This is a genomic window from Mycobacterium sp. (assembly GCF_036488105.1).
GTDB lineage: Bacteria > Actinomycetota > Actinomycetes > Mycobacteriales > Mycobacteriaceae > Mycobacterium.
The window spans coordinates 1-26,406 of sequence record NZ_DASXHW010000297.1 but is presented as its reverse complement, the minus strand read 5'-3'; the positions used below and the strand labels follow the sequence as shown (position 1 = coordinate 26,406).

Genomic DNA, 26,406 nt, shown 5'->3' with positions numbered 1-26,406 from the left:
TTCGTCGGTTCGTACACCACGTTCTCCACCTGGATGCTGGAAACACAGCGGCTCAGCGAAGAGCGCCAGCTGCGCAACGCGGTCGCCAATATCGTCGTCAGCATCGTGTTGGGTATCGGCGCAGCGCTATTCGGGCAATGGATCGCGGGGCGCCTGTGAACCAGCCCTCCCTGAAGCTGACCACCTACTTCGGCGAACGCCAACGCGCCGTCGCCGGTGTGCGGCGGCGCGCATTTCTGGCCGACGCGATGCTGGAGCTGTTCGACACCCGGGAAATTGCAGCCAGCGTGATGCTGCGTGGCATAGCGAGTTTCGGGCCGCGCCATGTTCTGCGCACCGACGAGTCGTTGAGCCTCTCCGAAGACCCGCCGGTGGCGATCGCTGCGGTCGACGTCGAGTCGAAGGTCAGCGGCCTGGTCGACGAGGTGGTCGCGATGACCGGCCACGGTCTGATCACACTGGAACGGGCCCGTCTGGTCGGCGGCAATGACCTGATCGACGTCGGCGCCGACGACGCGGTCAAGCTCACGGTCTATGTGGGCCGCCAGGAGCGCATCGGCGGGCTGCCCGCGTACCGCGCGGTGTGCGATCTATTGCATCGGACGGGATTCTCCGGTGGCGCAGTCTTTTTGGGTGTCGACGGCACCGCGCACGGCGAGCGTTATCGGGCTGCTTTCTTCAGCCGCAACGTCAACGTTCCGCTGATGGTCATCTCGGTCGGGACCGCGGCGCAGGTTTCCATGGTGGTCGCCGAGCTCAGCGCCGTCGCACCGAGGGCGTTGCTGACCGTCGAACGCGTGCGGTTATGCAAACGGGGCGGCGAGTTGTTCGGACGGCCGCATCGGCTGCCGGACACCGACAAGCAGGGACGGCCGCTCTGGCAGAAGCTGATGGTGCACACCAGCGAAGCGACCAGTCACGGCGGTGTACCGATCCACCGTGCGCTCGTGCACCAGCTGCTGGAATCCGGGCTGGCCCACGGAGCGACCGTGCTGCGTGGTATCTGGGGATTCCACGGCGATCATGAACCGCACGGCGACAAGCTCTTTCAGCTCACCCGACGTATGCCCGTGGTCACGATCATCATCGACACCCCGGAGTGGATCGCGCGCAGCTTCGACATCGTCCACGAGTTGACCGCAGACCACGGATTGGTCACCAGCGAGATGGTTCCGGCCGTGGTGACCGTCGCCGGCCCGGACCGCCACGGCGACGGTCTATTGGCCCGCCACGACTACTGAGGACTAGCCGCCGCCGCCACCGCCGCCACCCCCACCGCCCCCGCCGGCACCACCGGGCGCTCCACCGGCACTGCCTTGCCCGGTCCAGTAGTCCTGGGTCGGGTCATAAGTCATTGCTGGCGGCGGAGGCGGTGGCGGTGGCGGCGGTGGCGGGCTGAAATGCACCGGCGCATCCGCTGCCGCCTGAAGGTGAGTCGCGAAGTCATCGGTCTGTACGCCGAGACCGGCGGCAGCTATGAGCGCACCTGCGCTCACAGCGAACCCAAGAACTTTATTCGACAGAATTTTCATTGTGGGTCCCCATAACTGCTCGAAGTTCGGATCACTTCGCGGATGGGGTACCCACCGCAGGCCCGTCAAACACACGCGGTCAGCGCAGCGCCGGCAGCACCTTGTCGGCCAGCAAGTGAACCGACTTCCACGCTTCGTCAACCGGCATACCGCCGACCAGCGGATGCAGCACCAACGGCCCGTAGTCGGGCGCATCGCGGACTTCAGCGACAAGTTGATCGGGAGTCAGGAAGCGGTACCGTCCCGACTCCCGTACCTCCTCGAGCGTCTGCACCCCGGGTAAGTGCATCAACGATCGTTGGTCAGCCGACCAGCCGCCGTAAGTGACTGCCTCCCAGAGGATGTGCTCACCGAGCTCGGCCCACGCCCGGTCGGGATCCTCATGCAGATAGATCATTCCGCGGTTGACCGGACCGGGCATGATGACCAGCGGCGTCAAACCGACCTCGGCGCACAGCTCGCGATAGTGGGCCGCGACGTCGGGCAGGTGGTCGGCAAGGCTGAGCGGCAACCGAAACCGCGCCGCCCGCCGCGCGGTAACCCGGGCACCGCCGCCGACGTACAGCGGTGGATGTGGCCGGGTCCACGACCCTATGTCCGCCCACACCGACAGCATCCGCTCGACAAGACTGTCCATCAGTTGGCCACGTCGGCTGAAATCGACTCCGAGCGCCGCATATTCGCTCACGCGGTAACCCAGGCCCACCGTGGTGTGCAGTCGACCTCGACTCATGTTGTCGACCAAGGCGATGTCTTCGGCGAGCCGGACCGGGTTCCACAGCGGTCCCAGCGCGCAGTCCACGCTGGCGATCAGCGTCTTCGTCTGTGCCAGAAACACCCCGGCGGCCAGTATCGGGTTGCAACTCCATCCCTGTCCGGTGGCGTGGTGCTCGTCGATGCTGACCGTCAAGATGCCCCGCGACTCGCCCCACTGCGCCAATTCGAGTGCAGCCCGGATCAGTTCGCCTTGGGTCCGCGGCTCACCCTGCGGCGAGGCGAAGTTGAAGCGCAGCACCGGCAGCACCATGTCACGCCTCCGGCTACGCGTCGGCCGCCGGCGCGGCCGACTTCAGGAACGCGGGAAAGTCCGGAAACAGCTTGCGGTCGACGATCTCGATACGGGTGCCGAACGCGTCGATGTAGTACGCGAACAGCGCCAAATCCGGTGGCGACGTGTCGGCGGTCGCCTCGAAGGCAAAACCGTTGGCCTCCAGTGCCCGCGCGGTTTCGGCGAGGTCGTCGACAAAGTAGCCCAGGTGATGCACCGAGTTGCCGGCTGCTGCCGTCCAGGGACTTTCCGGCACCTGCTGGATCAGTTCCAGGTGCGGGCTCTGCAGCGAGTAGACGAATGTTGAGGTGAGTTCGCGGCTTCCGTTCACGGTGCGAAACGGCAGCGTGTACGTCAGCGGGGTGATCCATTGGTAACCGGCGACGGCGCTCAGCCGTTCCATCGCGGCATCGAGGTCGGGCACGACAATGCCGGTGTGATAATAGTCCTCCGGCTTGAGCACGAATGTCATTGATTTCCTTATAGTTTCAGACGCAATCGGATGCGCCGTCGACGACGAATACTGCTCCGCTGGTGTAGCTGCATTGCTCGGTGCACAGAAATGCGACGGTAGGGGCGATCTCGGCGACCGATCCGAACCGTCGCAGCGGGATGTGGGCCAGCTCGGCTTCCACCAGTTCGGTCGCGCCATGCATCGGCGCGGTCATCGGGGTGTCGATCGCACCCGGCGCCACGGCGTTCACGCGAATTCCCTTGCCCGCCCACTTGACCGCGAGATTCCGGGTGATGTTGACGATGCCGGATTTGGCGGCCCCGTAGCCGGGCACCAGCGCGACGGAGCGCAACGCCGACATCGACGCCAAATTGACCACGCTGGCACCGCCGGCCGCGGTCGATGCTTTGAGCGCGCCGTACAGGCCGACCGTCAGACGGTATGGCCCGGTCAGGTTGAGCGCCACCGAGGCTTCGAACCCGTCCGGCTTCGACTCATCAAGGCCGCCCGGGAAATTCGCTCCCGCGTTGTTGACCAGGACATCGAGCTGGCTGAAGGTGCCCACCAACGCGTCCACCGAGTCGCGATCGGTGATCTGAAGCTGGTGGTATGCCATGCCGGACAGGTCGGCGTCGTAGTCCGCCGCGGACGGTTTGGTACCGGTGATGGCGACCTGCGCCCCGGCGTCGCGAAACAACGACGCTGTCGCACGCCCGATCCCGCTGGTTCCACCGGTGATCAACACCGTGGTCTCGGTGAAGTCGAAGCTTACCCGCGCCGTCATGCGTTTCTCGCTATTTGTTCAGTGAGCCAGGCTCGTTCCCAGAAGTTTGAACAGTCGCTCAACAGATTTTCGTGGGCCTGCGTCAGCACGTCGCGCGCTCCCGGATGATCGGCGGACACCAGCTCGGCCAGATGAATGGCGTGCAGCGGACGGCCCGCGGCAAGGTGTTCGCGTGCCCGCTGCACGAGCGCATCGGCGCCGGCCAGCTCCACCACATCGGCGGCCACGTCGTCGAAAGCAACCGGGTAGAGCTCGGTGGTGGAGCGGTGGTGAAACCAGCCGGAGTAGTTCTCCCAGATGGCCCGCACATCCCACGCGACCTTTCCGTAGCCTTGGCCTACCTCGTATTCCGGTGGCACGGTGATTTCGCGCATCAGAGTCCCAACATCCTTGCCGGCGTTCATGCCTGCCACCGTCTGGTCGTGAATGTACTGGATGGCGTCGCGTAGCCGGGTCAGCTCGGCGCCGATGCGTTCGGCACCGGCGATCGGCGCGAAGTGACCGGTCACCAGTAGTTCAGGCTCCAGCTCACGGACCCGCTCGACCGATGCGATCGCGGTGAGCGCGTCGCGGTACCGATCGCCGCGCATCGTGACGAGGTTGGGAATATGCCCGAAGATGGGCCCGAAGGTGTTCCCGCACAGACAAATACGCTCATCGGATAGCCAGAGCACCAGCGAGTCGCTGGTTTCCCCGCCCGGAACCGCGATCAGGTCTATCCGGCGACCGCCGACGTTCAGCGTGAGGGTGTCGTCGAAGTCGAGGTCGACGGTCGGGACGCTCTGTCCCGGCAAACGCTTGGTGCCGAGTCGACGTTGGATGGCCTGGATGCCGGTTGCCAGGGTGTTTTTGAACGCGAACGCGCTGCGGTTGGCCCGATACGGGATCAGTCGCTCGTTGTCGTCACGCCACAGTGTCCAGTTCGCCTGTGCGACAACCGTTGTGTCGGGATCCCGCACGCTGTCCAGGCCACCGACGTGATCGACGTGGCCCTGCGTGAAGATGATATATCGCACCGGCGAGGAGTCGACGGCGTCGAAGTTGGCCCGGTGCACCGGCCCTTCGAAGCCCATGCCGGTGTTGACGATGACTCGGCCTTCGTCGGTGCTCAGCAAGTAGGAATTCGACAGGCCCGGCGAGCACCACAGCCCGGGGGCAATCTCCTCGGCCTGGTCGGCGGACGCCGGAGCCAGGGCGTCCGCGCCGGGCCGGCTGCGATAGATGGGCTCGAACATGGCTGTGGACTCCTTCATTCGGGCCGAACGTCGAACCGGTCGAAGTAAAATTCGAACCGCTGCCGCAACTCGTCGGGCGATATCCCGAAGTCGCGTTGCAGGTCGTAGCGGATGCTGCCATGCTTGCCGCGTGGATTGCCGTCCAGATACCGCTGAAAACATCCACGCACCTTCGGCGTCAATTCCACCCCGCCGCAACGGTAAAGCTGGTCGAGCAACGACATTTCGTTGCCGTTGAGGTGGTGGAAGCTGATGTCGATGCTGCGCTCGGCCGGTATCAGCTCGCGGTCACGCACGCAGGCACCGAGTAGTCGCTGTACGCGGTCGCTCCAGTAGTCCAGCAGCCAGCCCGGCTCGATGCTTGTGCGGCGCAGTCGATCCGAGTAGGCCATCATCGTGATCGCCGACTGGATCACCGCCATCGGATCGCGGTGGGTGAATGCGACTGTGGCGTCGGGGAAGGTCGCGATCAGCGGTCCGAGCTGCTCGCAGTGCTGCGGGCTCTTGAGGATCCAGGTTCGCGGGCCACGCAGGAACGTCAGCGCCTGCAAGACCTTCTTCATGTACGCGTAGTGCCGATTCTGATCGAGACTCAGGTAGTAGTCGCGCCAATCCGGCACGCGTGCATGCCATTCCAGAACGTAAGCGGCCAGGTCCAAGTCGAGCAGCTCGACTTCTTCCTCGATGGCTTCGGGGAACCGGTCGTGCATGGCGGCTACTACGGGGGCGCTGGCCATCAGCGCGTCGTGCTCGGCCTTGGCCCGCGCATAGCGGGGATCGACCCCGGAGATGTCGGGGCCGTCGCCGACCGCGGGGATCGGGTCCTGGCTTTCCCAGTACGGCAGCGCCCGCCGGCGCGGATCGGCGGCGATGAGGTTTACCAGATGCGTGGTCCCCGACCGCGGCATCCCGACAACGATGAACGGCTTCTCGATCGGCACCGACTCGATTTCGGGATACCGCTTGATGAGCTCGGTAAGCGACAGTCGGTTGCGCAGCAGGCGAACGATTCGCTGCCGCAACGACGAGCGGGTGAGCTGGGTCAGGCCCTGGTCGGTTTCGATGGCGGCGACCTGCGCGGCCAGCCGGTCGCCGAAGCCGTCGGTGTCGTCCAGATCGTCGCCCACCCCCGCCTGGTCGACCGCTTCGGCGAGCATCCGGTCGATGTCGAGCTCGACGGGTCTGGCTTCAGTGAACTCAAGAATCTGACGCTGGACATCGGTCAGCCGGGGCGACGTCAGGTCGTCGAAGTCGATGTCGGCGACGGCGCGATCCGTAGAAACCACAGGCCGCCTCCTCGACTTCATGCCGAATGCAGACTAGCCCCCAGTGCCAGGGGCGTTTAGTCGCATCCTCGCGGGGTACGCCAAGTCAATACGGGCCGCCCAGCCGACTGCCCGCATTCGTCGACTTTCGAACACTGGAGGTATAAGGGCATGTCCGAGATGATCATCCAATCGCCCGACGAAGTGATCGCGTTCCTGAAAGCTCAGCACAACCTCATCGAGGACATGTTCGACCAGGTGCTGCACGCGACGGACCCGAAGGCCCGAGAGAAACCATTCGTGCACTTACGCCAATTGCTGGCTGTGCACGAGACAGCCGAGGAAATGGTGGTACACCCCCGGGTGCGCCGCGAGGTGGATGCCATCGACTCGATTGTCGATGCTCGGCTCGAAGAGGAACACGAGGCAAAGGAGCTGTTGTCGGAGATCGAGAAGCTCGATATCACCTCGCAGCAGTTCATCGATGAGCTCACCAAGCTGCGGGATGCGGTGTTGGACCACGCCCATCACGAGGAGACCTACGAATTCCCCAAGTTGCAAAAGGAACTCGACGCCGACGAGCTCAAGCGGCTGACAGCCGCCGTACGGGCGGCTGAAGCCATCGCGCCAACCCGTCCGCACGCCGGGGTGGAATCAGCGATGTTGAATTTTGCCGTCGGACCGTTTGCGTCGATGGTGGACCGCGTTCGCGACCTGATCGAGCACGGCCGCGGCTAACCAAGCGCAGAACCACGGGTTTACGTCAGCGAACTGATCCGCCGGATCACTTCGTCGCGGCCCAGGGTGCGCGCGATCTGGAACAGGTCAGGGCTCTTGGTCGAGCCAGTCAGACCGACTCTGATCAGCTGCGAGGCCTCCCGGATCGAGCCCGGATAGGCATCGGGATTCTTCTTGTAGTCCTTCGCGTTAGCGGCAAAGCCGAACTTGTCGGCCAGGTCCCTAATCTGCTGGAACCACTGCACCGGGTCGTCGAGATCTTGATAGGTCGCGATGAAGTCCGCCGCGAACGACCGGATCAGGTCGGTCGGCAGTCCCAATTGCGCGTCGTCGGCAGCCACCGGCGTGAACAGCTCGGCGAAGAAAAAGCCGTAGGCGGAGCGAAAGTCTGACCATTTGCGCAGGTCTTTGCGCGGGTTGGCGACGCCGTCGCGCTCGACCGCCAATGCGGCCAATGTCTGGTCCCGGTGGGCCTCGATCACGCGATGCAGCTCGGGATCGAACTCTGCCGCCCACACCGTCACGGCCGCGTAGATCTCCGGCCCACTCAGCGTCGCAATGTGGTCGGCGCTGATGTCTTCCAGCTTCACCAGATCGACCAGCGGGCCGGCGCCGCCGCACTCGGCCAGCGAGATCGGCGCGGCGAGCGCTTCGGGTAGCGGGATTTCGGCCAGGCGTCCGTTCGCCAGACCGCGTAGGTAGTAGAGCACCGCGTCGGCGGGATAACCCGAACTGATGTAGAAGTCGACGTCGGCTTCGGGGTCTTTGCGTTTGGACAGCTTTCGTTTGCCGCCCGGGATCTGCTTCATCAGCAGCGCGATGTGCGCGTAGGTGGGCGGCTGGAATCCCAGTGCCTCGAACAGTTGCAGATGCAGGGCCGTCGAAGACAACCACTCCTCGCCGCGGATCACCAGGTTGCACCGCATCAGGTGGTCGTCGACAGCATGCGCGAAGTGGTAGGTCGGCAGTTGCACGGCCGCTGACGATTTGAGGATGACCACGTCGTTGTAGTTGTCCTCCATCGACAGTTCGCCGCGGATCGCGTCGGTGAAGGAGGACCGCCCGCCGGTGCGCCCGGGCGACCGGAAACGCACCACGTAGGGCGTCCCCTTCTCCAACTGCTCACGGACGGCCGCGACATCGGCGTCACGCCAGATCGCCCATTCTCCGTAGTAGCCGGTCGGACGCTTGAGTTGTTGCTGGCGCGTGCGCATTTCGGTGAGCTCTTCTGAGGTGGCAAAGCATAGATATGCCTTGCCTGCGCGCAACATCTCGCGCGCGAAACTCAGATAGATCGTCGCCCGCTCCGACTGGCGGTACGGCCCGTACTCACCGCCGCCAACCCCCTCGTCGGGAATGACCCGAAAGTAGGCGAAGGCACGATCGAACTGTTCATGTGCGCCCGCCACTTCCCGCGATTGGTCGGTGTCCTCGATTCGCACGAAGTAGCGGCCACCGGTCTGGTGCGCAACGGCACGGTCGATCATCGCCGTGTAAATGCCGCCGAGGTGAATGAAGCCGGTCGGCGACGGGGCCAACCGGGTCACCTCGGCGTCGTCAGGCAGCTCACGCGGTGGATAGCGCTGCTCCCACACGCCCGGGTCGGGCAGATCGGCGGGAAAGAGGTTGTCAACCTCGTGCGGCTCCAGCATTTCCGGTGAGGGCTCCTATCGGGACGGTTTGCCTGGTCGATGTTAGTCACGCTGGTCGCGGCGAGACACAGCTCACCGCCCGTACCCTCCGTAGGCTGGGTGGGGTGAGCGTCGCACCGGATACCGCCGTTGCCCTGCAGGACCGCTTCGCCAGCGACCTGCCGGAGATGGCTGTCAGCTGGCAGGCGCAGACATTTCCCGATCTGCGGCTACTGGCATTCAACGCGCCGCTGGCCGGCCAGCTGGGTCTGGACACTGCATGGCTCGCAAGTCCGGACGGGCTGCGTTTTCTGGTCGGCAATCTGATTCCCAGCGGCGCCGCGCCGGTCGCGCAGGCCTACGCGGGACACCAATTCGGCGGGTACGTGCCGCAGTTGGGCGACGGGCGCGCGCTGCTGCTGGGCGAACTCGCCGACGGTGACGGGCGTCTGCGCGACATCCATCTGAAAGGGTCGGGAGCCACGCCATTCGCCCGAGGCGGCGACGGCCTGGCAGCGGTCGGTCCGATGCTGCGCGAATACATCGTCAGCGAGGCGATGCACGCGCTGGGCGTTCCCACGACGCGATCCCTGGCCGTCGTGTCGACGGGACGCCCGGTGCAGCGCGAGACGCCGCTGCCCGGCGCCGTGCTCACTCGCATCGCTACCAGCCACCTGCGGGTGGGCAGCTTCCAATACGCCGCCGCGACCGGCAACCTCGACCTGCTGCGGCGCCTGGCCGATCATGCGATCGCCCGCCACTATCCGGGCGTAGCGATGGTCGACAACCCCTACCTCGCGCTGTTCGAAGCGGTGGCGGCGGTCCAGGCATCGCTGGTCGCCCAGTGGATGCTGATCGGCTTCGTCCACGGCGTGATGAACACCGACAACATGACGATCTCCGGCGAGACGATCGACTACGGGCCGTGCGCCTTCATGGAGGCCTACAACCCCGACACGGTGTTCAGTTCGATCGACCATTGGGGCCGATACGCCTACGACAACCAGCCCGCCATCGCCGGGTGGAACCTCGCCCGGTTCGGCGAGGCCCTTCTGCCGCTTCTGGCGGACACAGTGGACGAGGGCATTGTGCTCGCGGAGAAAGCGTTCGATGTTTTCCGCGGCGAGTACGACGCCACCTGGACGAACGGGATGCGGGACAAGCTCGGCCTCTCCGCGGACAACAACGCCGAGACGGTCATGTCGCTGGTCGAAGACCTGCTCGCGCTGCTGAATGAGAGCCGCGTCGACTACACCTCGTTCTTCCGCGGGCTGAGCCGCGCGGCGTGCGGGGACGCCGAGCCCACGCGCGGACTGTTCGTCAACTCGGCCGGCATCGACGGATGGATCTCGCGCTGGCGAGCGCTCAGTCCGGACGCGACGGTGATGGACCGAAGCAACCCCATCTACATCCCGCGCAACCACCTCGTCGAGGAGGCGTTGACCGCGGCAACGGCCGGCGAGCTGGATCCCCTCCAGCAGCTGCTCACTGCCGTCACCGCCCCCTACGACGAGCGACCTGGCTTGGAGCGTTATGCCGCCCCAGCACCGGAAGACTTCGGCGACTACCGGACGTTCTGCGGCACCTGACCTGCAAGATTGGTCGCGCGCTGGGTCATAGCGGCCTGCAAGATCGTGCCGGCGGTCACGAATGCGGGTTTGTCGCGGTCGGCGGGAAGGACAGGCAGGCTGGCAGCGCGACGCAGCACCATCAGGGCAAGGCCGCTGTACGTCGTGTACGGGATGATCAGGAGGTTGACCCGCGCCTTCTCGCCATTGATCGTCATCACGTGCTGGGGTTTGTGTTCCCATCCCGGCCAATTGAAGTCAGGTGGGCGCTGGAGGTGTGGCCAGTTGACGTTGATCGAGGTGATGTCTCCCAGCAAGGGGGTCAAGGCAGCAATGAGGCCGGGTAATTCGACCGTCATACGGTCAACGCGCGGCCACCATGCTCCGTCGATGTCCCCGCCCAAATGGCTGGCAACCGCCAGCCGAATGGGATTCGCAGAGCGCCAGTCGCTCATCTCGCGACAAATCGGTCTGCGGTAAAGGTGTTGCTGGTCAAGGGATTTCCTTCACGGCTGGCGTCGCAAGCCCGCTGGCGCAGGAAAGCGGAGGAATCCCATTGCCCGCGAGTGCCATCCGCACGCGTCCCGGCAGACCACCGCCGGCAACAAAACGGCTCACCTTCAACGTTACGCCACCAACGCCGGTTTGGTAACTCAGGTGTGTCGCCAAGTCCGTTTGCGCGTAGAGTGATGCAAATACCCAGGGGGACGTAGTGACCATACAGAACTGGTGCGACGCACCCGAGATTCATCCGTCGAAGATCCGCGTCGGTGACATCATCGGAACGCTGCGCGAAACCAGCTTGCGCTATACCGTCAAGATGGTCAGCGTCCCTCACTCGGCTCCCCGCAAGTGGACGTTCTTCGGTCGTGACGACAAGGGCATGGACTACGCAAACGTGTTCGGCGAGGACGATCTAGTCCGCCGGTACGACAAAGAAAAGTGAAATTGGTTGGCAACCAGTAGCTTCTCCGTCCGTTATCAGCGCACTTTCTGCGGCACCTGACTCGGCTTCGGCGCGGCGGTCAGTTTGTTCGCCTTGCGAATCCCCTTGTCCAGCAACGCTGCCGGCGCGAACTTTTTGAGAACCGTCAATTGGCGCGCCAGCGGCCCGGCCGGGTAGCGCAACTTCGGCGTGCGACTGGTCGCCGCTTTAAGTACGACCTGCGCCACCACCGCGGGGTCATCTCCGGTGTCCACCGCCTTGCGCAAGCCGGCTTTGACGTATTCGCGCAGAAGCGCGTAGCTCTCGATCGGCGAATCGGCGTCGGTCGCGTTGGCTTCGAACGAGGTGCTGGTGTAGCCGGGTTCGACCACCGATACCCGTACACCGAACTCGCGGGTCTCGTGATCCAGGGATTCTGAATAGCCTTCGACCGCATGCTTGGAGGCCGCGTACAGCGCTCCGTACGGCGCCGGAAGGAAACCCAATACCGAGCCGACATTGATGATCCGACCACTGCCCTGGGCCCGCAGATGCGGTAACACCTCACGAGTCAGCCGGATCAATCCGAAGAAGTTGGTGTCGAAGAGTTCCTGAGCCTGAGCGATCGAGCTCTCCTCCGCGGCGCCGAACACGCCGACTCCGGCATTGTTGACCAGGATGTCGATCCGACCCGCCCGCTGGATGACGGTCGCAACGGCCGCGGCGACCGACTCGGGGTCGGTGACGTCGAGCGCCAGCAACTCCACGCCCGCGATCGGCTCGGTGCGTTGCGGGTTGCGGCTGGTGCCGAAGACCTCGAAGCCCTTCGCCGCAAAGGCGCTGGCGATGGCCTGACCGATTCCTGACGAGGTGCCGGTAATCAGCACTACGGGCGATCGCTGTGTCATGTCTACTCCTAGTAAACCGATTGGTGTACCTATGCCGTCGCGACGCTACACCACTTGACGGTTGATGTAAACCGGTCGGTATACTCTCAATATGATCAAGCAGGCTGCGGCAAGCAAGGGCGGCCGTGGCGCACGTCAGCGCATCCTGGACACCGCCGCCGAATTGTTTTACCGGGACGGCATCAACGCCACCGGCGTCGAGCGGCTCGCGGCGGAATCATCGGTCTCTAAACGCACTCTCTACCAACACTTTCCAAGCAAGACAGCCGTGGTCGAGGAATACTTGCGCAGCATCGAGGACCGCGTCGCCAATACTCCCGTGGAGGGCGCGGACCGAACCCCACGGGAGCGCTTGCTGGGCGTTTTCCAAGCGCCGACGGCGCGCGGCGGACCGCTGCGGGGCTGCCCGTTCCACAACGCTGCCGTCGAAGCCGCAGGGGCCATGCCGGGGGTCCAGGAAATCGTTCGTGCTAGCAAGCGCAGCTTCATCAACGGATTGGCTGAGCTGGCTAAACAAGCAGGTGCCGCCGATCCACAACAACTGGGCAACGAGCTCGGGGTTCTCTATGAAGGTGCGGCCGCACTGGCCACGTCGTTAGACGATTCGTCACCGTGGACGCACGCGCGCGCGGCAGCTGAGTCGCTGATCGATCAAGCGCTCAACCGCTAGTCCTCGAACCGACAAATAGCTGCTGTCACATCTGCCCCACAAACCCTCGGGTGGCCGAGTGACTGATGTGATTTTTGCCAGCGTCGCTTAGCGCGCCCCGCGGACCAACCGTCCGGGACGCGCGCCGGTGTCGACGCCGTCGCGGCGAGTCACCACGCCATTGACGATCGTGGCGTCGTAGCCGGATGCGCCCTGAATCAGCCTCTTGCCGCCGGCCGGCAGGTCGTACGCCATCACGGGCCGATGCAGAGTGATCGCATCCATATCGATCACGTTGACGTCGGCGCGTTTTCCGATCTCGACGACACCGCGGTCGGACAGCCCGAAAAGCTGCGCCGTGTCGTAGGACTGCTTGCGAATGACGTACTCCAGCGGCAGCGTCTCACCGCGGTGCCGGTCGCGCGCCCAGTGAGTCAACAGGAACGTCGGGAACGATGCGTCGCAGATCATGCCGCAGTGCGCGCCACCGTCAGACAGCCCCACCACGCCGGCCGGATGGGTCAGCATCTCGCGGATCGCGTCGTGGTTGCCGTAGGCGTAGTTGTAGAACGGCAGCATCAGCATCGATGTCGCGTCGTGCTCGAGCATCAGGTCGTAAAGCGTGGACAGCGGGTCTTCGCCGCGTTCGGCGGCGATCTTTTCCACGGTGCGCTCGTCGGTCGGCTCATAGTCGGGCGGATCGCCCATCGCGTAGGTGCGCCCGAGCGCATATTGTGCGAGCGCAAACATGTTGTCGAACAACAGAGTTGGATCCGGCGGCAGATCCTCCTCGGAAAGAATAGCGGCCTTGACGGCGGGATCGGCCAGCCGCTGCGCGAGCTCCTCGCGGCTGCATTCGGCTTTCAGCCGCCGGAAGGTCGGGCGGTGAGTGAAAGCGTGATGCCCGTCGAAGCCGAACAACATGCCGAACGGACGCGCGGCGATCTGGGGGTACAACCGGCTGCCCGCGGCATGCGCGGCCGCTGAAATGTCCAGCTGTTCGCGCCACAGGTCCGGGGCCGCATCGACCTGGATCATGCCGAACGAAATCGGCCGGTCGATCTCGGCGCCCAACCGCTGCATCCACTCCAGCTCTTTCTTGGGAGCAATGATGTCCTCTCCCGCCACGCCCTGCGGAGCCAACTCGAACACCGCGTGGCCGCCGGCCGCCATGGCCCGACCGAGTCCGAACAGCTCGCCTTCGGCGGCATAGGTTCCCGGTACCGGTTCACCGTCGATAGCACGGTGGCCCAGCGTGCGCGACGTCGAGAAGCCCAGGGCACCGGCTTCGACGGCCTCCCGCACGAGGCGCGCCATCGCCGCGATGTCGTCGGGTGAGGCTGGCTCGTTGCGGGCGCCACGCTCACCCATCGCATATGCGCGAATCGCGCCATGGGCCACCTGGCTGCCGACGTCGACAGCGAATTCTTGCCGGCCGATGACGTCGAGGTATTCCGGGTAGCTCTCCCAACCCCACGCGATGCCCTCGGTGAGCGCGGTGCCGGGGATGTCCTCGACGCCTTCCATCAGGCCGATCAGCCAATCCTCTTGCCCGGGCCGCACCGGCGCGAACCCGACCCCGCAGTTACCGGTCACGACGGTCGTCACGCCGTGACCGCTGGACGGCTCCAGCAGCGCATCCCAGCTCACCTGGCCGTCGTAGTGCGTGTGAATGTCGACAAAGCCGGGCGCCACGACCTTTCCGGTTGCGTCGATGGTCTCGGCGGCATCGCCTTCCAGCGGCGGACTGCCCGCTCCACGGCGCCGAATCTCGACGATCTTGCCGTCTTTGACCGCGACGTCGGCATCGAATCGGTCCGCGCCGGTTCCGTCGACGACGGTGCCGCCGGTGATTTTGAGGTCGAACACGATTACTCCCTGGTCTGCGCTGCCACCCGCTACAGTGGCCAATGTAACACCGTTACAGAGGCTTCGGGAGTGCTTCCATGACGACCCACGCCACGCGTGATCTACGGCGCGAAGATGCGATCGGTACGCCGCCGCGGCGGCCGACTCTGGTGCCCGCGGAGCGCTACTACTCCGCGGCGTTCGCGCAGCTCGAAGTCGAGCGGATGTGGCCCAAGGTATGGCAGCTCGCCTGCACCGTCGACCATGTCGCCGAACCTGGGGATTACTTCGAATACCGTTGCGGGCCCTACTCGGTCCTCATTGTTCGCGGTGACGACGGCACGCTGCGTGCCTTCCAGAACGTCTGCCGCCATCGCGGCAACTCGCTTTGCGCGGGAGCGGGTTCGGACTTGCGCGAGTTGCGCTGCGGCTATCACGGCTGGACGTGGGACCTGGCCGGCTCGCTCAAGCGAGTCCCGAACCGCAAGGGGTTCGGTGCGCTGCAGATGGCCGAGCTTCCGTTGTTCGCGGTCGGCGTCGACACCTGGGAGAGGCTAGTGTTCGTCAATCTCGATTCCGCCGCACCGCCGCTTGCCGACTACCTCGAAGCGGTGCCGGACGACATCGCCTGGCTCGGGCTCGGCGACTTCCGTTGCTACGCAACCATGACCGTCGAGGTCGACGCGAATTGGAAGACGATCGCCGACGGTTTCAGCGAGACGTACCACATCCAGACGCTGCATCCCGAGCTGCATAAGTGCATGGACGACGTCTATGCACCGCAGGTCATTTGGGGACACACCGGCAAGTCCGAGCAGATCTACGGTGTGCCGAGTCCGCACCTCAAGGAACCGCTGAGCGATGCCGATATCTGGGACGCCTATGTCCGTACGCAGGGCGCGCTGATGGGTGTCGCCGAGGGCACTCCGTTCCCGGCGGACCAATGTCAGCCCGGACTGTCGGTTGCGGAGGTAATCGCCGAGCGGACAAGAGCTTTCGCCGCCGGGCGCGGTGTAGATGCGAGCTGGGCCAGTACCGATCAGGTGATGCGGCTAAACCAGTACAACATTTTTCCCAATATGACATTGCTGGCCAATGCCGATCACCTCACCGTGATGACCTCCCACCCAGGGCCCGATCCCGACCACGGCGAACTGGTGATGATGTTGTGGACGCGTATGCCGCCCGGCGCTGCGCGGTGCAGACCCGCCGACGTTCGGATGACCGCCGACGAAGCTGAGCCGGGCCTGGTTCTCACACAGGATATTTCGGTACTGGCCGGGCTTCAGCGTGGTCTGCACCAACCGGGATTCACGCACCTGACGCTGTCCAACGAGGAGCGACGTGTAATCAATCTGCACCGCAATCTCGAACGCTATCTCGACCTGCCGGAGTCGGAGCGGATGACCGGAGGTGAGACAGATGACGGAACCGGTTAGCGCGCAGACGATCCTGGACACTGCCGCCGGCCTGATCGAACGGCAGGGAGTCGAGGCATTCACCATGCGCGGCCTCGCCGAAGAACTCGGCGTGGCCGCCACGTCGATCTACTGGCATGTCGGCGGTCGCGACAAACTCTTCGACAGCCTGGTCGACCGACTGCTCAGCGAGATGGCACATCTGCCCATCAACGGTGATTCCCCAGTGGAACGCATTGCGTCCCTTGCCCGCTCGCAACGCAGGGTCCTGATCGACCGGCAACACCTGCTGGCCATCGCCCACGAACGCGACCGAACGCCCACCCTGTTTCTGCCGATTCAGCAGACACTGGCCGCCTTGCTCGCGGAGGTGGGCGTCACCGGGACCGACGCCGCACTGGTCCTGCGAGCGGTGCAGGTTCACGTCATCTCGTCCGCGGTGATGCAGTTCTCCGCGGTTCGGGGTGCCAAACATGAGGAAGAGGACCCCTCGCTGTGGGACGACGAATGGCCCGATCAGGCGCTGGTGCAGGCGCTCCAATCCCCCACTGACTACGACGCCGTCTTCGAATTCGGGCTCAACGCGCTACTGAGTCACCTGCCGTCGGGGGGCTGAAACGACGCGATCAGCCGACCGACGTCCCGTCGCCGCGACTCCGCCGGCCACACCGCCCAAGTGCGGCGCACCACTGGGTTACCGACCAACGGCGACCAAGTGACGTTGTCGGGCAGGGGCTGCAGCCCGTGTTCGGGGGCAAGAGCGAAAGTCTGTCCGCTGCCGACGGCCACGAACTTCACTGCGGCGATGAGGACTTGATCATCGGCGGCCGGCGGCCCGACATCGATGCCATGGCTACGGAGTATGCCGGTCAGCTCGTCATACCAGGCGGGACTGCTGGCGCGGGGGAAGCCGAGCCAATTCAGTTCGGCCAGTTGGTCTAGCTGGAGGCCGTCGGAGTCGGCCAGTCGTGCAACAACTTTCGATGAGATGAGTACGCCAAGTGGTTCTTGCGCGACCAGCATCGCGTCGAACTCGGAGCCGGAGGGGCGTTCACGGACCAGACCCACGTCGAGTTGATCGCTGCGCAATGCCTTGATTTGCGCGGCCGTCGAGAGGTGCTGCGGAACGACGCGCGTGTTGGGGGATTCCAGAGCGAATTTGGCTAGCGCTGTGGGCAACACGTCAGGATCCAGTTCCATCGGAATGCCAAGCCTGATGATCGCGCTGGATCCGGCGCTAAAGGTGCTCATCGTCCGCACGGCCTGGTGATAGCGAGCCAGCACCGCACGCGCCTCGACGAGCAACGCCGTTCCTGCCTCGGTCGGGCGTACGCCGGTGCTAGTGCGCTCTAACAGGGAGACGCCGAGTTCGCGTTCCAGAGCGCTCACCGTCTGGGATAGCGCCGACTGGCTGACATGCAGGCGGCGCGACGCGGCGGACATGCCGCCTTCTTCCACCACCGCCACGAACGCGCTGAGTTCCCGAAAGTCCATAACTTTGGCTGCCCCATCCGACAACGCCGACCAGCTATCGGCCTAGCTTATAACCGCTGCTAATGCCCCCGATTAGCCACACAGATGACGTCGCTCGCAGGGCGGATTAAATAGACGTGGCACCGCGCTATTGCTCGCGACATCCGCAGTTTCCCGCGAAGGAGCAGATCCGATGACAACGACACTTGAAGGCTCGACCGCACTGGTAACCGGAGCCACCGCCGGCATTGGTCGCGCGGTAGCACTACAACTTGCTCAACTCGGCGCCGAGGTCATCGTGCACGGGCGCAGCGCCGAACGCGGCGCCAAGGTGGTACAGGAGATCCAAAACGCAGGGGGTTCGGCACGTTTCATCGGCGCGGACCTCGGCGACGCGGACGACGTGCGCCGGCTGGCCGCCGAGGCGGGGCGGGTCGACATTTTGATCAACAACGCCGGTGTCTACCAGTTCGGCGCGACCGCTGACACCGACGATGGGTTCTTCGACGAGCACATCAACATCAACCTGCGCGCCCCCTACATCTTGGTCCAGCAGCTGGTGCCGGGTATGGCCGAGCGGGGCAGCGGCGTGGTCGTCAATCTCAGCACCGTCGCCGCGACTATCCCTTCTCGCACCGGCGGCATCTACGGTGCCAGCAAGGCCGGAGTGGAACTGTTGACCCGCGTCTGGGCGGACGAATTCGGTCGGTCCGGAGTGCGGGTGAACGCCGTGTCGCCCGGGCCCGCCGAAACTCCCGGCACCGACGCGACACCGGGCCTTGCCGATGCCTTTGCCGCCTACACCGCACTCGGGCGGGCCGCTTCGCCCGACGAGATCGCCAACGCCATCACGTTTCTGGCCTCACCGGCAGCGAGCTACGTGAATGGCGCCATCCTGCAGGTGACCGGTGGCCAGCTGGCGATCGGTGGCTAGCGCTCTCATCCAGGCAACGGAGGTCGTCATGTCAAACAAGGTGCTGGTTACCGGTGCGAGCGGCTTGTTGGGGGTTGCCGCAATCGAGAAGTTTCTGTCCGCGGGCTGGGAAGTCGTCGGGGTCTCGCGCCGCAAGCCCGAGCTATTCAGCGGCCGGGAAATCGAGTTTCTGTCGGTCGATCTGCAGGACCGGGAGGCGGCCCGCGTCGCATTCGAGCCCCTGACCGACGTCACGCACGTCGCCTACACGGCGCTGCATGAGAAGCCCGAACTGGTTGCGGGCTGGTCGAGCAAAGATCAGATCGAGACCAACAACGCTATGTTACGGAACGTGGTGGAACCGATCTTGATTGGTGCCAACAACTTTCAGCACATCAGCATCCTGCAGGGAACGAAAGTCTATGGGGTACATCTACACCCAATTCCGATCCCGGCGCGGGAAAGCGATCCGCGTGACCCCCATGACAACTTCTTCTTGGATCAAGAGGACTACGTCCGAGAAATGGGCGCCAGGCACGGCTTCACTTACACCGCACTGCGCCCGCAACTTGTTACCGGCCGCACGCCCGGTGCATTGAACATGCTTCCCGCTATCGGTGTCTACGCCGCGATCCAGCGCGAGAAGAGCGAGCCGTTTGGCTTCCCCGGTGGCCCGTCGTTCGTCTGGGAAGCAGCCGACGCCGACCTGGTCGCCGATGTGATGGTCTGGGCCGCAGATTCACCTCGCGCGGCCAACGAGGCGTTCAACATCACCAACGGTGACGTCTTTGAGTGGCGGAATGTCTGGCCCGCAATCGCGACGACCCTCGGCGTCGAGATTGGACCAGATAGCCCGATGAGTTTGACCGCCTACCTGGCCGCCCACTCCGACCTGTGGGATCGCATCGTCACCAAGCACGGCCTTCGCCCTCTGAGTTTGCGTCAGCTCGTCGGTCACGGGGACCAGCACGCGGACTTTGCATTCGCGTACGGCGCACCGGAAGGACCCCGGGCCTTTGTCAGCACCGTCAAACTGCGCCAAGCCGGGTTCACGGAGACCATCGACACCCAGGACGGGTTCCGCAATGGACTGCAGTCGCTCATCGACCACAAATTCCTGCCACCCGTAGCTCGTTGATTGCTACCGCAGCTCACTGCAGCAGGAAATCCGCCACGATCCCGGCCATGTCATCGATCGCCACCCGCGGAATCACCTCGAAGCCATGGGTGCTCAGTGTCGGCAGGCAAAGCAGGCCCGCGCGCGGTGTCAGCCCACTGGCCTTCGAGTGCGAGGCGTCAGACATGAATGCACCCAACGTCGCCGGCTGCGGCGACAGCCCGCGAGCGGTGGCGATCGCCATCAACCGGTCGGCCACATCTTTGTCGTACACGCACAACGCGTCGCTATAGCCGACAATCGGACCGCCGGTGACGGTGGTCGCGTACTCCCGCTCGGTCGGCCCAACGTCCAGGGCGATCGTGAGAGTCCCGGGCAGCGTGGCGCTGGCGTACGAGCCGCCCACCCCGCCGATCTCCTCGTTGGTGGAGAAAACGAGGTACACGTCTTCGGCGGGCCGTTGCCCTCGCTCGTGCAGCAGGCGTGCGGCCTGCAGTAACGCGGTCACTGCGGCGCGATTGTCCAGAAAGTAGGCGCCGATATAGCCGCCGAACTCGACGAGGTCCCGCTTGCTGCGATCGATGCACACCCGGGTGCCGGCGTGCACCCCGGCGGCAGCGAGATCTTCCGGTGTGCGCCCGGTGAAGACGTAGACATGTTGCCAATCCAACGCGCGGTCGCCTTGGTCAGGCTTGGTCTCCCAGATCCGCGGGCTTTCCTGGGTGGTGTGCTCGGACCCCAACGTGAGCACCGCGGTCAGTGTCTGGTGATCGCCGAGCAGCGCGACCGGACCCAGCCCGAAATTGCCCGGGTACATCACGCCGAGCTGAGTCATATGCAGCGTGCCGTCGGCCTCGACCCGCTTGACGAGCATGGATAGCTCGTCCAGGTGGGCCATCACCCGCGTCGCGGACCCGCCGGCGATCGAGTCCGTCCGGTGCCGATGGTCGCGCGACTCCGAGGTGTTCGCGTCATCGTCGGCACCGATGTAGCCGATCAGGTTGCCGGCGTCGTCGGTCCACATGTCGTCGACCAGGGGTTGCAGCTCGCGGGCACACACCGTGCGGACCGCGTCCTCCTGACCACACGGTCCGTACGTCCACAGCAGTTCTTGCAGGAGGCCTTCGGTCGAATCAAGGTCGCGTTGCCCCATCGGTTCCCCTCCCGTCTTCGCCAACCGTAGCGTCTGCTTGGCCGATAGCACGGGGGGTTTGCGGGCATATCGGAAGTGGTAGCCGCAACGTTGACGTTGCGCGATGCTGAAGGCACGGGATCGACGATGGGAAAGCCGAGGGATGACAGTGAACGAAGAGCAGCTCAATGAGATGGGTTCACGCCGTGGCTTCATTGCCGCACTGGATCAAAGCGGCGGCAGCACCCCCAAAGCGCTGGCGCTCTATGGAATACCGGAGACCGCATACGGCAACGAGGGGCAGATGTTCGACCTCATGCATGAGGCGCGCGCACGGCTGATCGAGAGTCCCAGCTTCACTGGCGACAAGATCCTGGCAACCATTCTGTTTGAGCAGACGATGGATCGCACCATCAACGGCGAGGACACCGTCGCGTTTCTGTGGAAGCAGAAGCACATCGTGCCGTTCGTGAAGGTCGACCAGGGCCTCGCCGATGTGCAGTACGGCGTCCAGCTGATGAAGCCGATGACGAAACTCGATTCCCTGCTCAAGCGTGCCGTCGAAAAAGGCATCTTCGGCACCAAAATGCGCTCGTTCATCCAGCAGCCGAACGACGGCGGCATCAAGGCGATCGTCGACCAGCAGTTCGACAGCGCCGAGGCAATCGCCCAGCACGGCCTGATGCCGATCATCGAACCCGAAGTCAGTATCAAATGCCCAAACAAGGCCACCGCGGATCGACTGCTGGCGGAAGCAATACAAGCGAAACTCGATGAGCTACCGCAGGATCGGCAGGTCATCCTCAAGCTGACGTTGCCCGACGAGAACAATCTGTATGCGCCGCTCATCGACCATCCCCGGGTACTGCGGGTGGTGGCCTTGTCCGGCGGCTACAGCCTTGCGCAAAGCGCCGACAAGCTGGCCCACAATCACCGCCTGATAGCGAGCTTTTCGCGGGCCCTGACCGAAGGCCTGACCGTCGACCAGACCGATGCCGAATTCGACGAGAAGCTCAAGGCGAACATCGACGAAATCTATGATGCCTCGGTCACCTGACCGGACGGGCGACGCTGTGTCGGGCTTTCCATAAACTGCCCGTTAATGATTTCTCAGCGATTGGCGGCTTCCAGAAAGCGTCCCGCTTGCAGCTCGGTGCCGAACCCAGGCGCGAATTCGCCTTCGGTGTAGACGATCTGGCCGCCGACGATGGTGGCGCTGACGAGAGCGTCGTTGCGGTTCACCATTCGCTTGACGCCCGGTGCGCCCGGGTAGGGCGCTTCGGCGTAGGCAGCGCTCGACCCGTCGAATCCGGCTGGGTTGATGATGGCGATGTCCGCGCGTTTGCCATCGCGAAGGTAGCCGGCGTCGAGGCCGTACCAGTCGGCGAGTTCACCGGTCAGGCGGCGGACGGCGGTCTCCACGGGCAGCGATCGACGGTGGTGCGCGCGTTCGATCATGCGGAGTCCGCTGTTATAGAACGCCATGTTGCGCAGATGCGCCCCGGAGTCCGAGAAGCCGATCTGGACGTTGGGCGACCGCTGCATCCGGTCCAGCACGTCCGGGCGGTCGTTGGCGACGACGGTGCGCCAGCGCAGTTTTGGGCCGTGCTCGACGGTCAAGTCGAGAAGAGCGTCGGCGGGTTCGATTCCACGCGTGGCAGCTACGTCGGCGAACGATTGTCCAACGACGCCCAAATCAGGGCAGGAGACGATTTCGGCGTCGGAGAGATCGCGACTCCACACCCGCGGACCGAATTGTTTCGTCATGTCTTTACGGAATTGACGGCGGTATGACTCGTCGGCGAGCAGCTGTCCGCGACTCACTTCGTCGCGGAAGTTCAGCGCGGCCGAGCCTGAACCGAATTCCTCGAAAACAACGAGATCGACACCGTCGGCGTACATTTCGAACGGCACCGGCAGGTGTTGCCAGCGAAAGTCACCGCCGGCCCGATTGGTGAGATCGGCGGCCAGCAAGGTCAGTCGTGCCGCCCGCCGATCGGCCTTGACATCGGCCGCCGCGATCAAGGTGGTCTTCAAAGGTCGCCGGAATCCGCGGCCGAAGCTTTCAGCGAGGTAGCGAGAGACCTCGGCCTGCCGGGCCAGGTTCGGGGTGCTCTGGTGCACGCGTCCGCGTCGGCGCAGCACGTTGTTGAGAGCATGGAACTCCGACCACTTGGCATAGGTCGAGGGCAATTGTCGTGCCGGGTAGCGAGTTCCTTCGAGCTTGGAGAAGGAGCTGCGCAGGGTGGACAGTCCTAGGAAGCCGGCGTCGAGGGCATCGGAGAGCATCTGCTGCATCTGATCGATTTCAGCGCGAGTCGGACGATAGCCGGCATCAACCGACCGGCCCAGTCCCAGCACCGCGGAGCGGATGTCGGAGTGTCCGATGAATGCCGCGACGTTCGCCCCGAGCGGCAACGAATCCACCGCCTTCACGTATTCAGCTGGCGTACTCCAGGTTTTGTTTTCCTTGACCGCGTCGTGGACGATCTGCCACGGCAGCGCCTCGACGCGGGCGAACATGTCGGCGCAATCGTCGGCGTCGCTGTAGATGGTCGACAGTGAGCAGTTACCGAGAACCACAGAGGTGGTCCCATGCCGGACGGACTCACCGAGTCCGGGGCTGAGCAGAACTTCGGCGTCGTAGTGCGTGTGCACGTCAATCAGGCCGGGCATCACCCATTGGCCAGAAGCATCGACCGTGCGCGCGCCCTCGGGCAGACCTTGAGCGATCGCGGCCACTTTCCCGTCGCGGACTCCGACATCGGCAGCGGTCGGCACCGCACCGGTTCCGTCGAACACCGTGCCGCCACGGATCACCAAATCAAAATTCGTCATCTAACCCACCTTTCGATACTGCTCGGTATCGACTCGATACCAGAGAGTATGCTGTCGTACATGTCGCCTGTCAAGCCGCCGCGAACCCGCCCTACTCGGGGGGAGGTACGGGACCGGATCTTGGATGCAGCCTCGAGAGTTTTCGCTGCCGAGGGGTTCGCCGGCGCCACGATCGACGCGATCGGTCAGGCCGCGGGATTCACCAAAGGCGCGGTCTACTCGAACTTCGGCTCCAAAGATGAATTGTTCCTGGCCTTGCTCGACCGCGAGTTCGAGCTTCGTGGCGAGCAGATCGCCACGGCCCTGGAAAGTGGCGGCGACACCGCCGCGGCTGCACAGGCATTGAGCCGGTCGGTGCTTGACTCGGTTCACGGTCACGCCGACTACTACGTCCTGTTCGTCGAGTACTGGCTGCGCGCCGTGCGAGATCCCGAGCTGCGCGAACGCCTGATCGCGCGTCGTCGTGCCGCCGCCGCTGACCAGGCGCACAACATTGTCGAGTCGACCGCTACCGCGCCGTCCGGTAAGCGATTGGCCGATCTCGCCCAGCTCGTCGTCACCATCAACTTGGGGATCGCGATGGAGGAAGTCCTCCGCCCGGGAACCATCGACCCGGACCTGCTGGCGAATTTAATCACCGGCCTCCTGAATTCTGTTGCGGTCCAGGGCGATTAGGAGCGATACATGGACACACAGGATGAGACGACCGCACCGGCGGTAATCACCGCGACCGGACTGGGGGTGGAAGGCGAGCACGGGCCGCTGTTCTCCGGTATCGACCTGGCACTCACGGCGGGCTTTCACGCCGTTCAGATGCCCGGCGGACCGGGACAGACCACGCTGCTGATGACGCTGGCGGGTCGCTTCAAGCCCACCCACGGCACTTTGAATGTCCTCGGCGATACGACGCCGCGGGCGATTCGCCGGCACTGCGCGATCGCGGCCTTTCCCGACATCGACGAGCTGGAGGAATCGGTGAGCGTGCAGACGGTGCTCGCTGAGCAGCGGCGGTGGCTCGCACCGTGGTATGCGCAAATCCCCCGGGACGCCGGCCGATCCAAGTTGACCGAAGTGTTCGGTGAGACTCCTCCACCGGCCCCCGGCACCTACATCGTCGAATTGTCGGATCTGGAATTGTTTTTGCTGCGGATCACTCTGGCGACGCTTTCGGACCGTCCAATTCTGGTGGTCGGCGATCTCGAGCAGGTGCGCGACAACACCCGTCGCGCGATCGCGGTGGACCGGTTGGGCGCGCTCGCCGCGCAGTGCACCGTCGTCGTTGGGGTGACCAATCCGCTCGGCACCGACGCGCCGGACCACGAACTACACGATCACCGCATCCTGACCGAAGGGGACTGACGATGCTGGCTGGACTCGCATTCGGCTCGGAAATCAAACGTTTCGGCCGCAGCCGAATGACCCGGGTGGCAATCGTCGTGCTGATGCTGCTGCCGCTGGTGTACGGGGCGCTGTACCTCTGGGCGTTCTGGGACCCGTTCGGCCACGTGAACAAAATGCCTGTGGCACTGGTCAACTCCGACCGGGGCGCTGTCGTGTCCGGACAGCCGTTCAACGCCGGCGCCGAGATCGCCAAGAGCCTGACTGCCGACGGCAGCCTGGACTGGCACGTCGTCAGCCCCGAGGACGCACGCCGCGGAGTCGAACACGGCAAGTACTACTTCATGGTCGAGCTGCCACCGGATTTCAGTGCGGCGATCGCTTCGCCGGTGACGGGGCAACCGAAAAAGGCCAACCTGATCGCCGTGTACAACGACGCCAACAACTACATCTCGACGAGCATCGGCCGTACCGCGATCGACCAGGTGCTCAATGCCGTCTCGTCCCGGATATCCGGGCAGGCGGTCAATCAGATGCTGTCCGTGGTGGTTTCGTCCGGAGCCGGCATCAAACAGGCTGCCGACGGGGCCAACCAACTTGCCGACGGCACCAGTCAGCTGGCGTCCGGTCTGGACACTGCCCGGTCCGGCTCGGCGACGCTTGCTACCGGAGCTCAGCAGCTCTCCGATGGGATCAACTCGGCCACCGAGCCGCTGCTCGCGGTGACCAAAGCGCTGTCCCAAATCGGTGGCAGCACCGACCAATTGCAGCAGGGCGCGACCGCGCTACAGCAGGCCAATGATCAGATCGGCGGTATCGCCACGGCGCAGGACAACGCCGCCGGTGCACTGTCGTCGGTGATCGACCAGCTGTCCGCGAGACAGGATCCGTTGGCAAACGCACTGCGCGGCGTGCAGGACCAGCTCCGACAGCACGCATTCACCCCGCAAATCCGGCAGCGCCTCACCGACGCCCAAAACGCCGCGATCGCCATGACATCAGGGCTGCGTGCACCCGGCGGCCCGCTCGGATCGGCCCTCGACCAGGTGGGCAGCAAAGGACAGGACCTGACCAACAAGCTCACCCAGCTGCGCGACGGAGCTCAGCAAGTCGCCTCCGGAAACGCCCAGTTAGCAAGCGGCATAGCCAAACTCGACGACGGCGCACAGCAGCTCAAATCCGGCTCGGCAGAGCTCGCGACCAAACTCAGCGAGGGAGCCAAGCAGGTGCCCAACTGGACGAATCAGCAGAAGGATGCCGTTGCGGATACCATCGGCGGCCCGGTTCAACTCGAGACCTCGCACGAGAATGCCGCGCCGAACTTCGGCACCGGCATGGCTCCGTTCTTCCTCACGCTGGCGCTGTTCTTCGGTGCACTAGTCCTCTGGATGGTATTGCGGCCCTTGCAAAGCCGCGCGATCGCCGCCGAGGTACTTCCCATTCGAGTCGCGTTGTCCAGCTATCTTCCAGCCGCCGTCATCGCGATGTTCCAGGCGATCATCCTCTATTGCGTGGTGCGGTTCGGCCTCGGCATGCATGTCGTCCACCCGGCCTCGATGCTCGGCTTCATGATCCTTGTTTCGTTCGCGTTC

The 26,406-nt window shown here is 64.4% G+C and carries 27 protein-coding genes; 14 read left to right on the top strand and 13 right to left on the bottom strand.

What is annotated here, in order from left to right:
* Positions 1 to 159 (top strand): CrcB family protein (locus VGH54_RS15610; protein ID WP_331512960.1); only part of this gene is annotated, 159 nt, incomplete at its 5' end.
* Complete coding sequence (locus VGH54_RS15605; RefSeq protein WP_331512959.1) at positions 156 to 1,241, top strand: DUF190 domain-containing protein; 1,086 nt, start codon at positions 156 to 158, stop codon at positions 1,239 to 1,241. The genes VGH54_RS15610 and VGH54_RS15605, both read left to right, overlap by 4 nt.
* A gap of 3 nt (positions 1,242 to 1,244) precedes the next feature.
* On the opposite strand, the gene VGH54_RS15600 is transcribed toward VGH54_RS15605, so the two are convergent.
* The 6 genes from VGH54_RS15600 to VGH54_RS15575 all read right to left on the bottom strand — a co-directional run bounded on the left by VGH54_RS15600 (position 1,245) and on the right by VGH54_RS15575 (position 6,339).
* Positions 1,245 to 1,496, bottom strand: a complete 252-nt coding sequence (locus VGH54_RS15600) for a hypothetical protein (protein ID WP_331512958.1) — start codon at positions 1,494 to 1,496, stop codon at positions 1,245 to 1,247.
* A 115-nt stretch (positions 1,497 to 1,611) separates the two neighbouring features.
* On the bottom strand, positions 1,612 to 2,559 hold the full coding sequence (locus VGH54_RS15595; protein WP_331512957.1) for an LLM class flavin-dependent oxidoreductase: 948 nt from the start codon (positions 2,557 to 2,559) through the stop codon (positions 1,612 to 1,614).
* Between the two features lie 13 nt (positions 2,560 to 2,572).
* On the bottom strand, positions 2,573 to 3,052 hold the full coding sequence (locus VGH54_RS15590) for a VOC family protein (RefSeq protein WP_331512955.1): 480 nt from the start codon (positions 3,050 to 3,052) through the stop codon (positions 2,573 to 2,575).
* 16 nt (positions 3,053 to 3,068) lie between these two features.
* Positions 3,069 to 3,818 carry an SDR family oxidoreductase gene (locus tag VGH54_RS15585; RefSeq protein WP_331512954.1) on the bottom strand — a complete coding sequence of 250 codons (750 nt, stop codon included), beginning with the start codon at positions 3,816 to 3,818 and terminating at the stop codon, positions 3,069 to 3,071.
* Positions 3,815 to 5,053 (bottom strand): MBL fold metallo-hydrolase, encoded by a 1,239-nt coding sequence (locus VGH54_RS15580; protein ID WP_331512953.1) that lies wholly within the window; start codon positions 5,051 to 5,053, stop codon positions 3,815 to 3,817. The genes VGH54_RS15585 and VGH54_RS15580 overlap by 4 nt, the downstream gene beginning before the upstream one ends.
* Before the next feature lie 14 nt (positions 5,054 to 5,067).
* Positions 5,068 to 6,339 (bottom strand): sulfotransferase, encoded by a 1,272-nt coding sequence (locus tag VGH54_RS15575; RefSeq protein WP_331512952.1) that lies wholly within the window; start codon positions 6,337 to 6,339, stop codon positions 5,068 to 5,070.
* A gap of 150 nt (positions 6,340 to 6,489) precedes the next feature.
* Between VGH54_RS15575 and VGH54_RS15570 the strand changes: the two genes are divergently transcribed.
* Positions 6,490 to 7,056, top strand: a complete 567-nt coding sequence (locus VGH54_RS15570) for a hemerythrin domain-containing protein (RefSeq protein WP_331512951.1) — start codon at positions 6,490 to 6,492, stop codon at positions 7,054 to 7,056.
* Between the two features lie 20 nt (positions 7,057 to 7,076).
* Here VGH54_RS15570 and VGH54_RS15565 read toward each other — a convergent pair whose 3' ends face one another.
* Positions 7,077 to 8,708 carry a glutamate--tRNA ligase gene (locus VGH54_RS15565; protein WP_331512950.1) on the bottom strand — a complete coding sequence of 544 codons (1,632 nt, stop codon included), beginning with the start codon at positions 8,706 to 8,708 and terminating at the stop codon, positions 7,077 to 7,079.
* A gap of 104 nt (positions 8,709 to 8,812) precedes the next feature.
* On the opposite strand from VGH54_RS15565, the gene VGH54_RS15560 reads away from it, so the two are divergent.
* Positions 8,813 to 10,276, top strand: coding sequence for a protein adenylyltransferase SelO (locus VGH54_RS15560; RefSeq protein WP_331512949.1), 1,464 nt, complete (start codon positions 8,813 to 8,815; stop codon positions 10,274 to 10,276).
* On the opposite strand, the gene VGH54_RS15555 is transcribed toward VGH54_RS15560, so the two are convergent.
* On the bottom strand, positions 10,252 to 10,710 hold the full coding sequence (locus VGH54_RS15555) for a DUF5994 family protein (RefSeq protein ID WP_331512948.1): 459 nt from the start codon (positions 10,708 to 10,710) through the stop codon (positions 10,252 to 10,254). The two genes, VGH54_RS15560 and VGH54_RS15555, sit on opposite strands and share 25 nt — an antisense overlap.
* 257 nt (positions 10,711 to 10,967) lie before the next feature.
* Between VGH54_RS15555 and VGH54_RS15550 the strand changes: the two genes are divergently transcribed.
* A complete protein-coding gene (locus tag VGH54_RS15550) occupies positions 10,968 to 11,201 on the top strand; it encodes a hypothetical protein (RefSeq protein ID WP_331512947.1) in 234 nt (77 codons plus the stop codon).
* A gap of 35 nt (positions 11,202 to 11,236) precedes the next feature.
* Here VGH54_RS15550 and VGH54_RS15545 read toward each other — a convergent pair whose 3' ends face one another.
* Positions 11,237 to 12,088: an oxidoreductase gene (locus VGH54_RS15545; protein ID WP_331512946.1), complete on the bottom strand. Its 852-nt coding sequence runs from the start codon at positions 12,086 to 12,088 to the stop codon at positions 11,237 to 11,239.
* A gap of 91 nt (positions 12,089 to 12,179) precedes the next feature.
* Between VGH54_RS15545 and VGH54_RS15540 the strand changes: the two genes are divergently transcribed.
* A complete protein-coding gene (locus VGH54_RS15540) occupies positions 12,180 to 12,758 on the top strand; it encodes a TetR/AcrR family transcriptional regulator (RefSeq protein ID WP_331512945.1) in 579 nt (192 codons plus the stop codon).
* A gap of 87 nt (positions 12,759 to 12,845) precedes the next feature.
* On the opposite strand, the gene VGH54_RS15535 is transcribed toward VGH54_RS15540, so the two are convergent.
* Positions 12,846 to 14,606: an N-acyl-D-amino-acid deacylase family protein gene (locus tag VGH54_RS15535; protein ID WP_331512944.1), complete on the bottom strand. Its 1,761-nt coding sequence runs from the start codon at positions 14,604 to 14,606 to the stop codon at positions 12,846 to 12,848.
* A 77-nt stretch (positions 14,607 to 14,683) separates the two neighbouring features.
* Here VGH54_RS15535 and VGH54_RS15530 point away from each other — a divergent pair, with 77 nt between their 5' ends.
* A complete protein-coding gene (locus tag VGH54_RS15530; protein WP_331512943.1) occupies positions 14,684 to 16,024 on the top strand; it encodes an aromatic ring-hydroxylating dioxygenase subunit alpha in 1,341 nt (446 codons plus the stop codon).
* Positions 16,008 to 16,619: a TetR/AcrR family transcriptional regulator gene (locus tag VGH54_RS15525; protein ID WP_331512942.1), complete on the top strand. Its 612-nt coding sequence runs from the start codon at positions 16,008 to 16,010 to the stop codon at positions 16,617 to 16,619. The genes VGH54_RS15530 and VGH54_RS15525 overlap by 17 nt, the downstream gene beginning before the upstream one ends.
* Here the strand turns inward: VGH54_RS15525 and VGH54_RS15520 are convergent.
* Positions 16,598 to 17,497, bottom strand: a complete 900-nt coding sequence (locus VGH54_RS15520) for a LysR family transcriptional regulator (protein WP_331512941.1) — start codon at positions 17,495 to 17,497, stop codon at positions 16,598 to 16,600. The genes VGH54_RS15525 and VGH54_RS15520 overlap by 22 nt on opposite strands.
* 172 nt (positions 17,498 to 17,669) lie before the next feature.
* On the opposite strand from VGH54_RS15520, the gene VGH54_RS15515 reads away from it, so the two are divergent.
* Entirely contained in the window at positions 17,670 to 18,410 is a 741-nt protein-coding gene (locus tag VGH54_RS15515; protein ID WP_331512940.1) for an SDR family oxidoreductase, read from the top strand.
* 28 nt (positions 18,411 to 18,438) lie between these two features.
* Positions 18,439 to 19,527 (top strand): SDR family oxidoreductase, encoded by a 1,089-nt coding sequence (locus VGH54_RS15510; protein ID WP_331512939.1) that lies wholly within the window; start codon positions 18,439 to 18,441, stop codon positions 19,525 to 19,527.
* 13 nt (positions 19,528 to 19,540) lie between these two features.
* Here VGH54_RS15510 and VGH54_RS15505 read toward each other — a convergent pair whose 3' ends face one another.
* Positions 19,541 to 20,659 carry a M28 family peptidase gene (locus VGH54_RS15505; protein ID WP_331512938.1) on the bottom strand — a complete coding sequence of 373 codons (1,119 nt, stop codon included), beginning with the start codon at positions 20,657 to 20,659 and terminating at the stop codon, positions 19,541 to 19,543.
* A gap of 142 nt (positions 20,660 to 20,801) precedes the next feature.
* Between VGH54_RS15505 and VGH54_RS15500 the strand changes: the two genes are divergently transcribed.
* A complete protein-coding gene (locus VGH54_RS15500) occupies positions 20,802 to 21,695 on the top strand; it encodes a fructose bisphosphate aldolase (protein ID WP_331512936.1) in 894 nt (297 codons plus the stop codon).
* 53 nt (positions 21,696 to 21,748) lie between these two features.
* On the opposite strand, the gene VGH54_RS15495 is transcribed toward VGH54_RS15500, so the two are convergent.
* The gene (locus VGH54_RS15495; protein WP_331512935.1) at positions 21,749 to 23,476 is read right to left on the bottom strand and encodes an N-acyl-D-amino-acid deacylase family protein; all 1,728 of its coding nucleotides are present in this window, start codon (positions 23,474 to 23,476) and stop codon (positions 21,749 to 21,751) included.
* Positions 23,477 to 23,524: 48 nt separating this feature from the next.
* On the opposite strand from VGH54_RS15495, the gene VGH54_RS15490 reads away from it, so the two are divergent.
* The 3 genes from VGH54_RS15490 to VGH54_RS15480 form a co-directional block, all read left to right on the top strand.
* Positions 23,525 to 24,151, top strand: coding sequence for a TetR/AcrR family transcriptional regulator (locus VGH54_RS15490; RefSeq protein WP_331512934.1), 627 nt, complete (start codon positions 23,525 to 23,527; stop codon positions 24,149 to 24,151).
* 9 nt (positions 24,152 to 24,160) lie between these two features.
* Positions 24,161 to 24,835: a hypothetical protein gene (locus tag VGH54_RS15485; protein WP_331512933.1), complete on the top strand. Its 675-nt coding sequence runs from the start codon at positions 24,161 to 24,163 to the stop codon at positions 24,833 to 24,835.
* 2 nt (positions 24,836 to 24,837) lie between these two features.
* The coding region (locus VGH54_RS15480) for a YhgE/Pip domain-containing protein (protein ID WP_331512932.1) at positions 24,838 to 26,406 on the top strand (1,569 nt) is incomplete at its 3' end.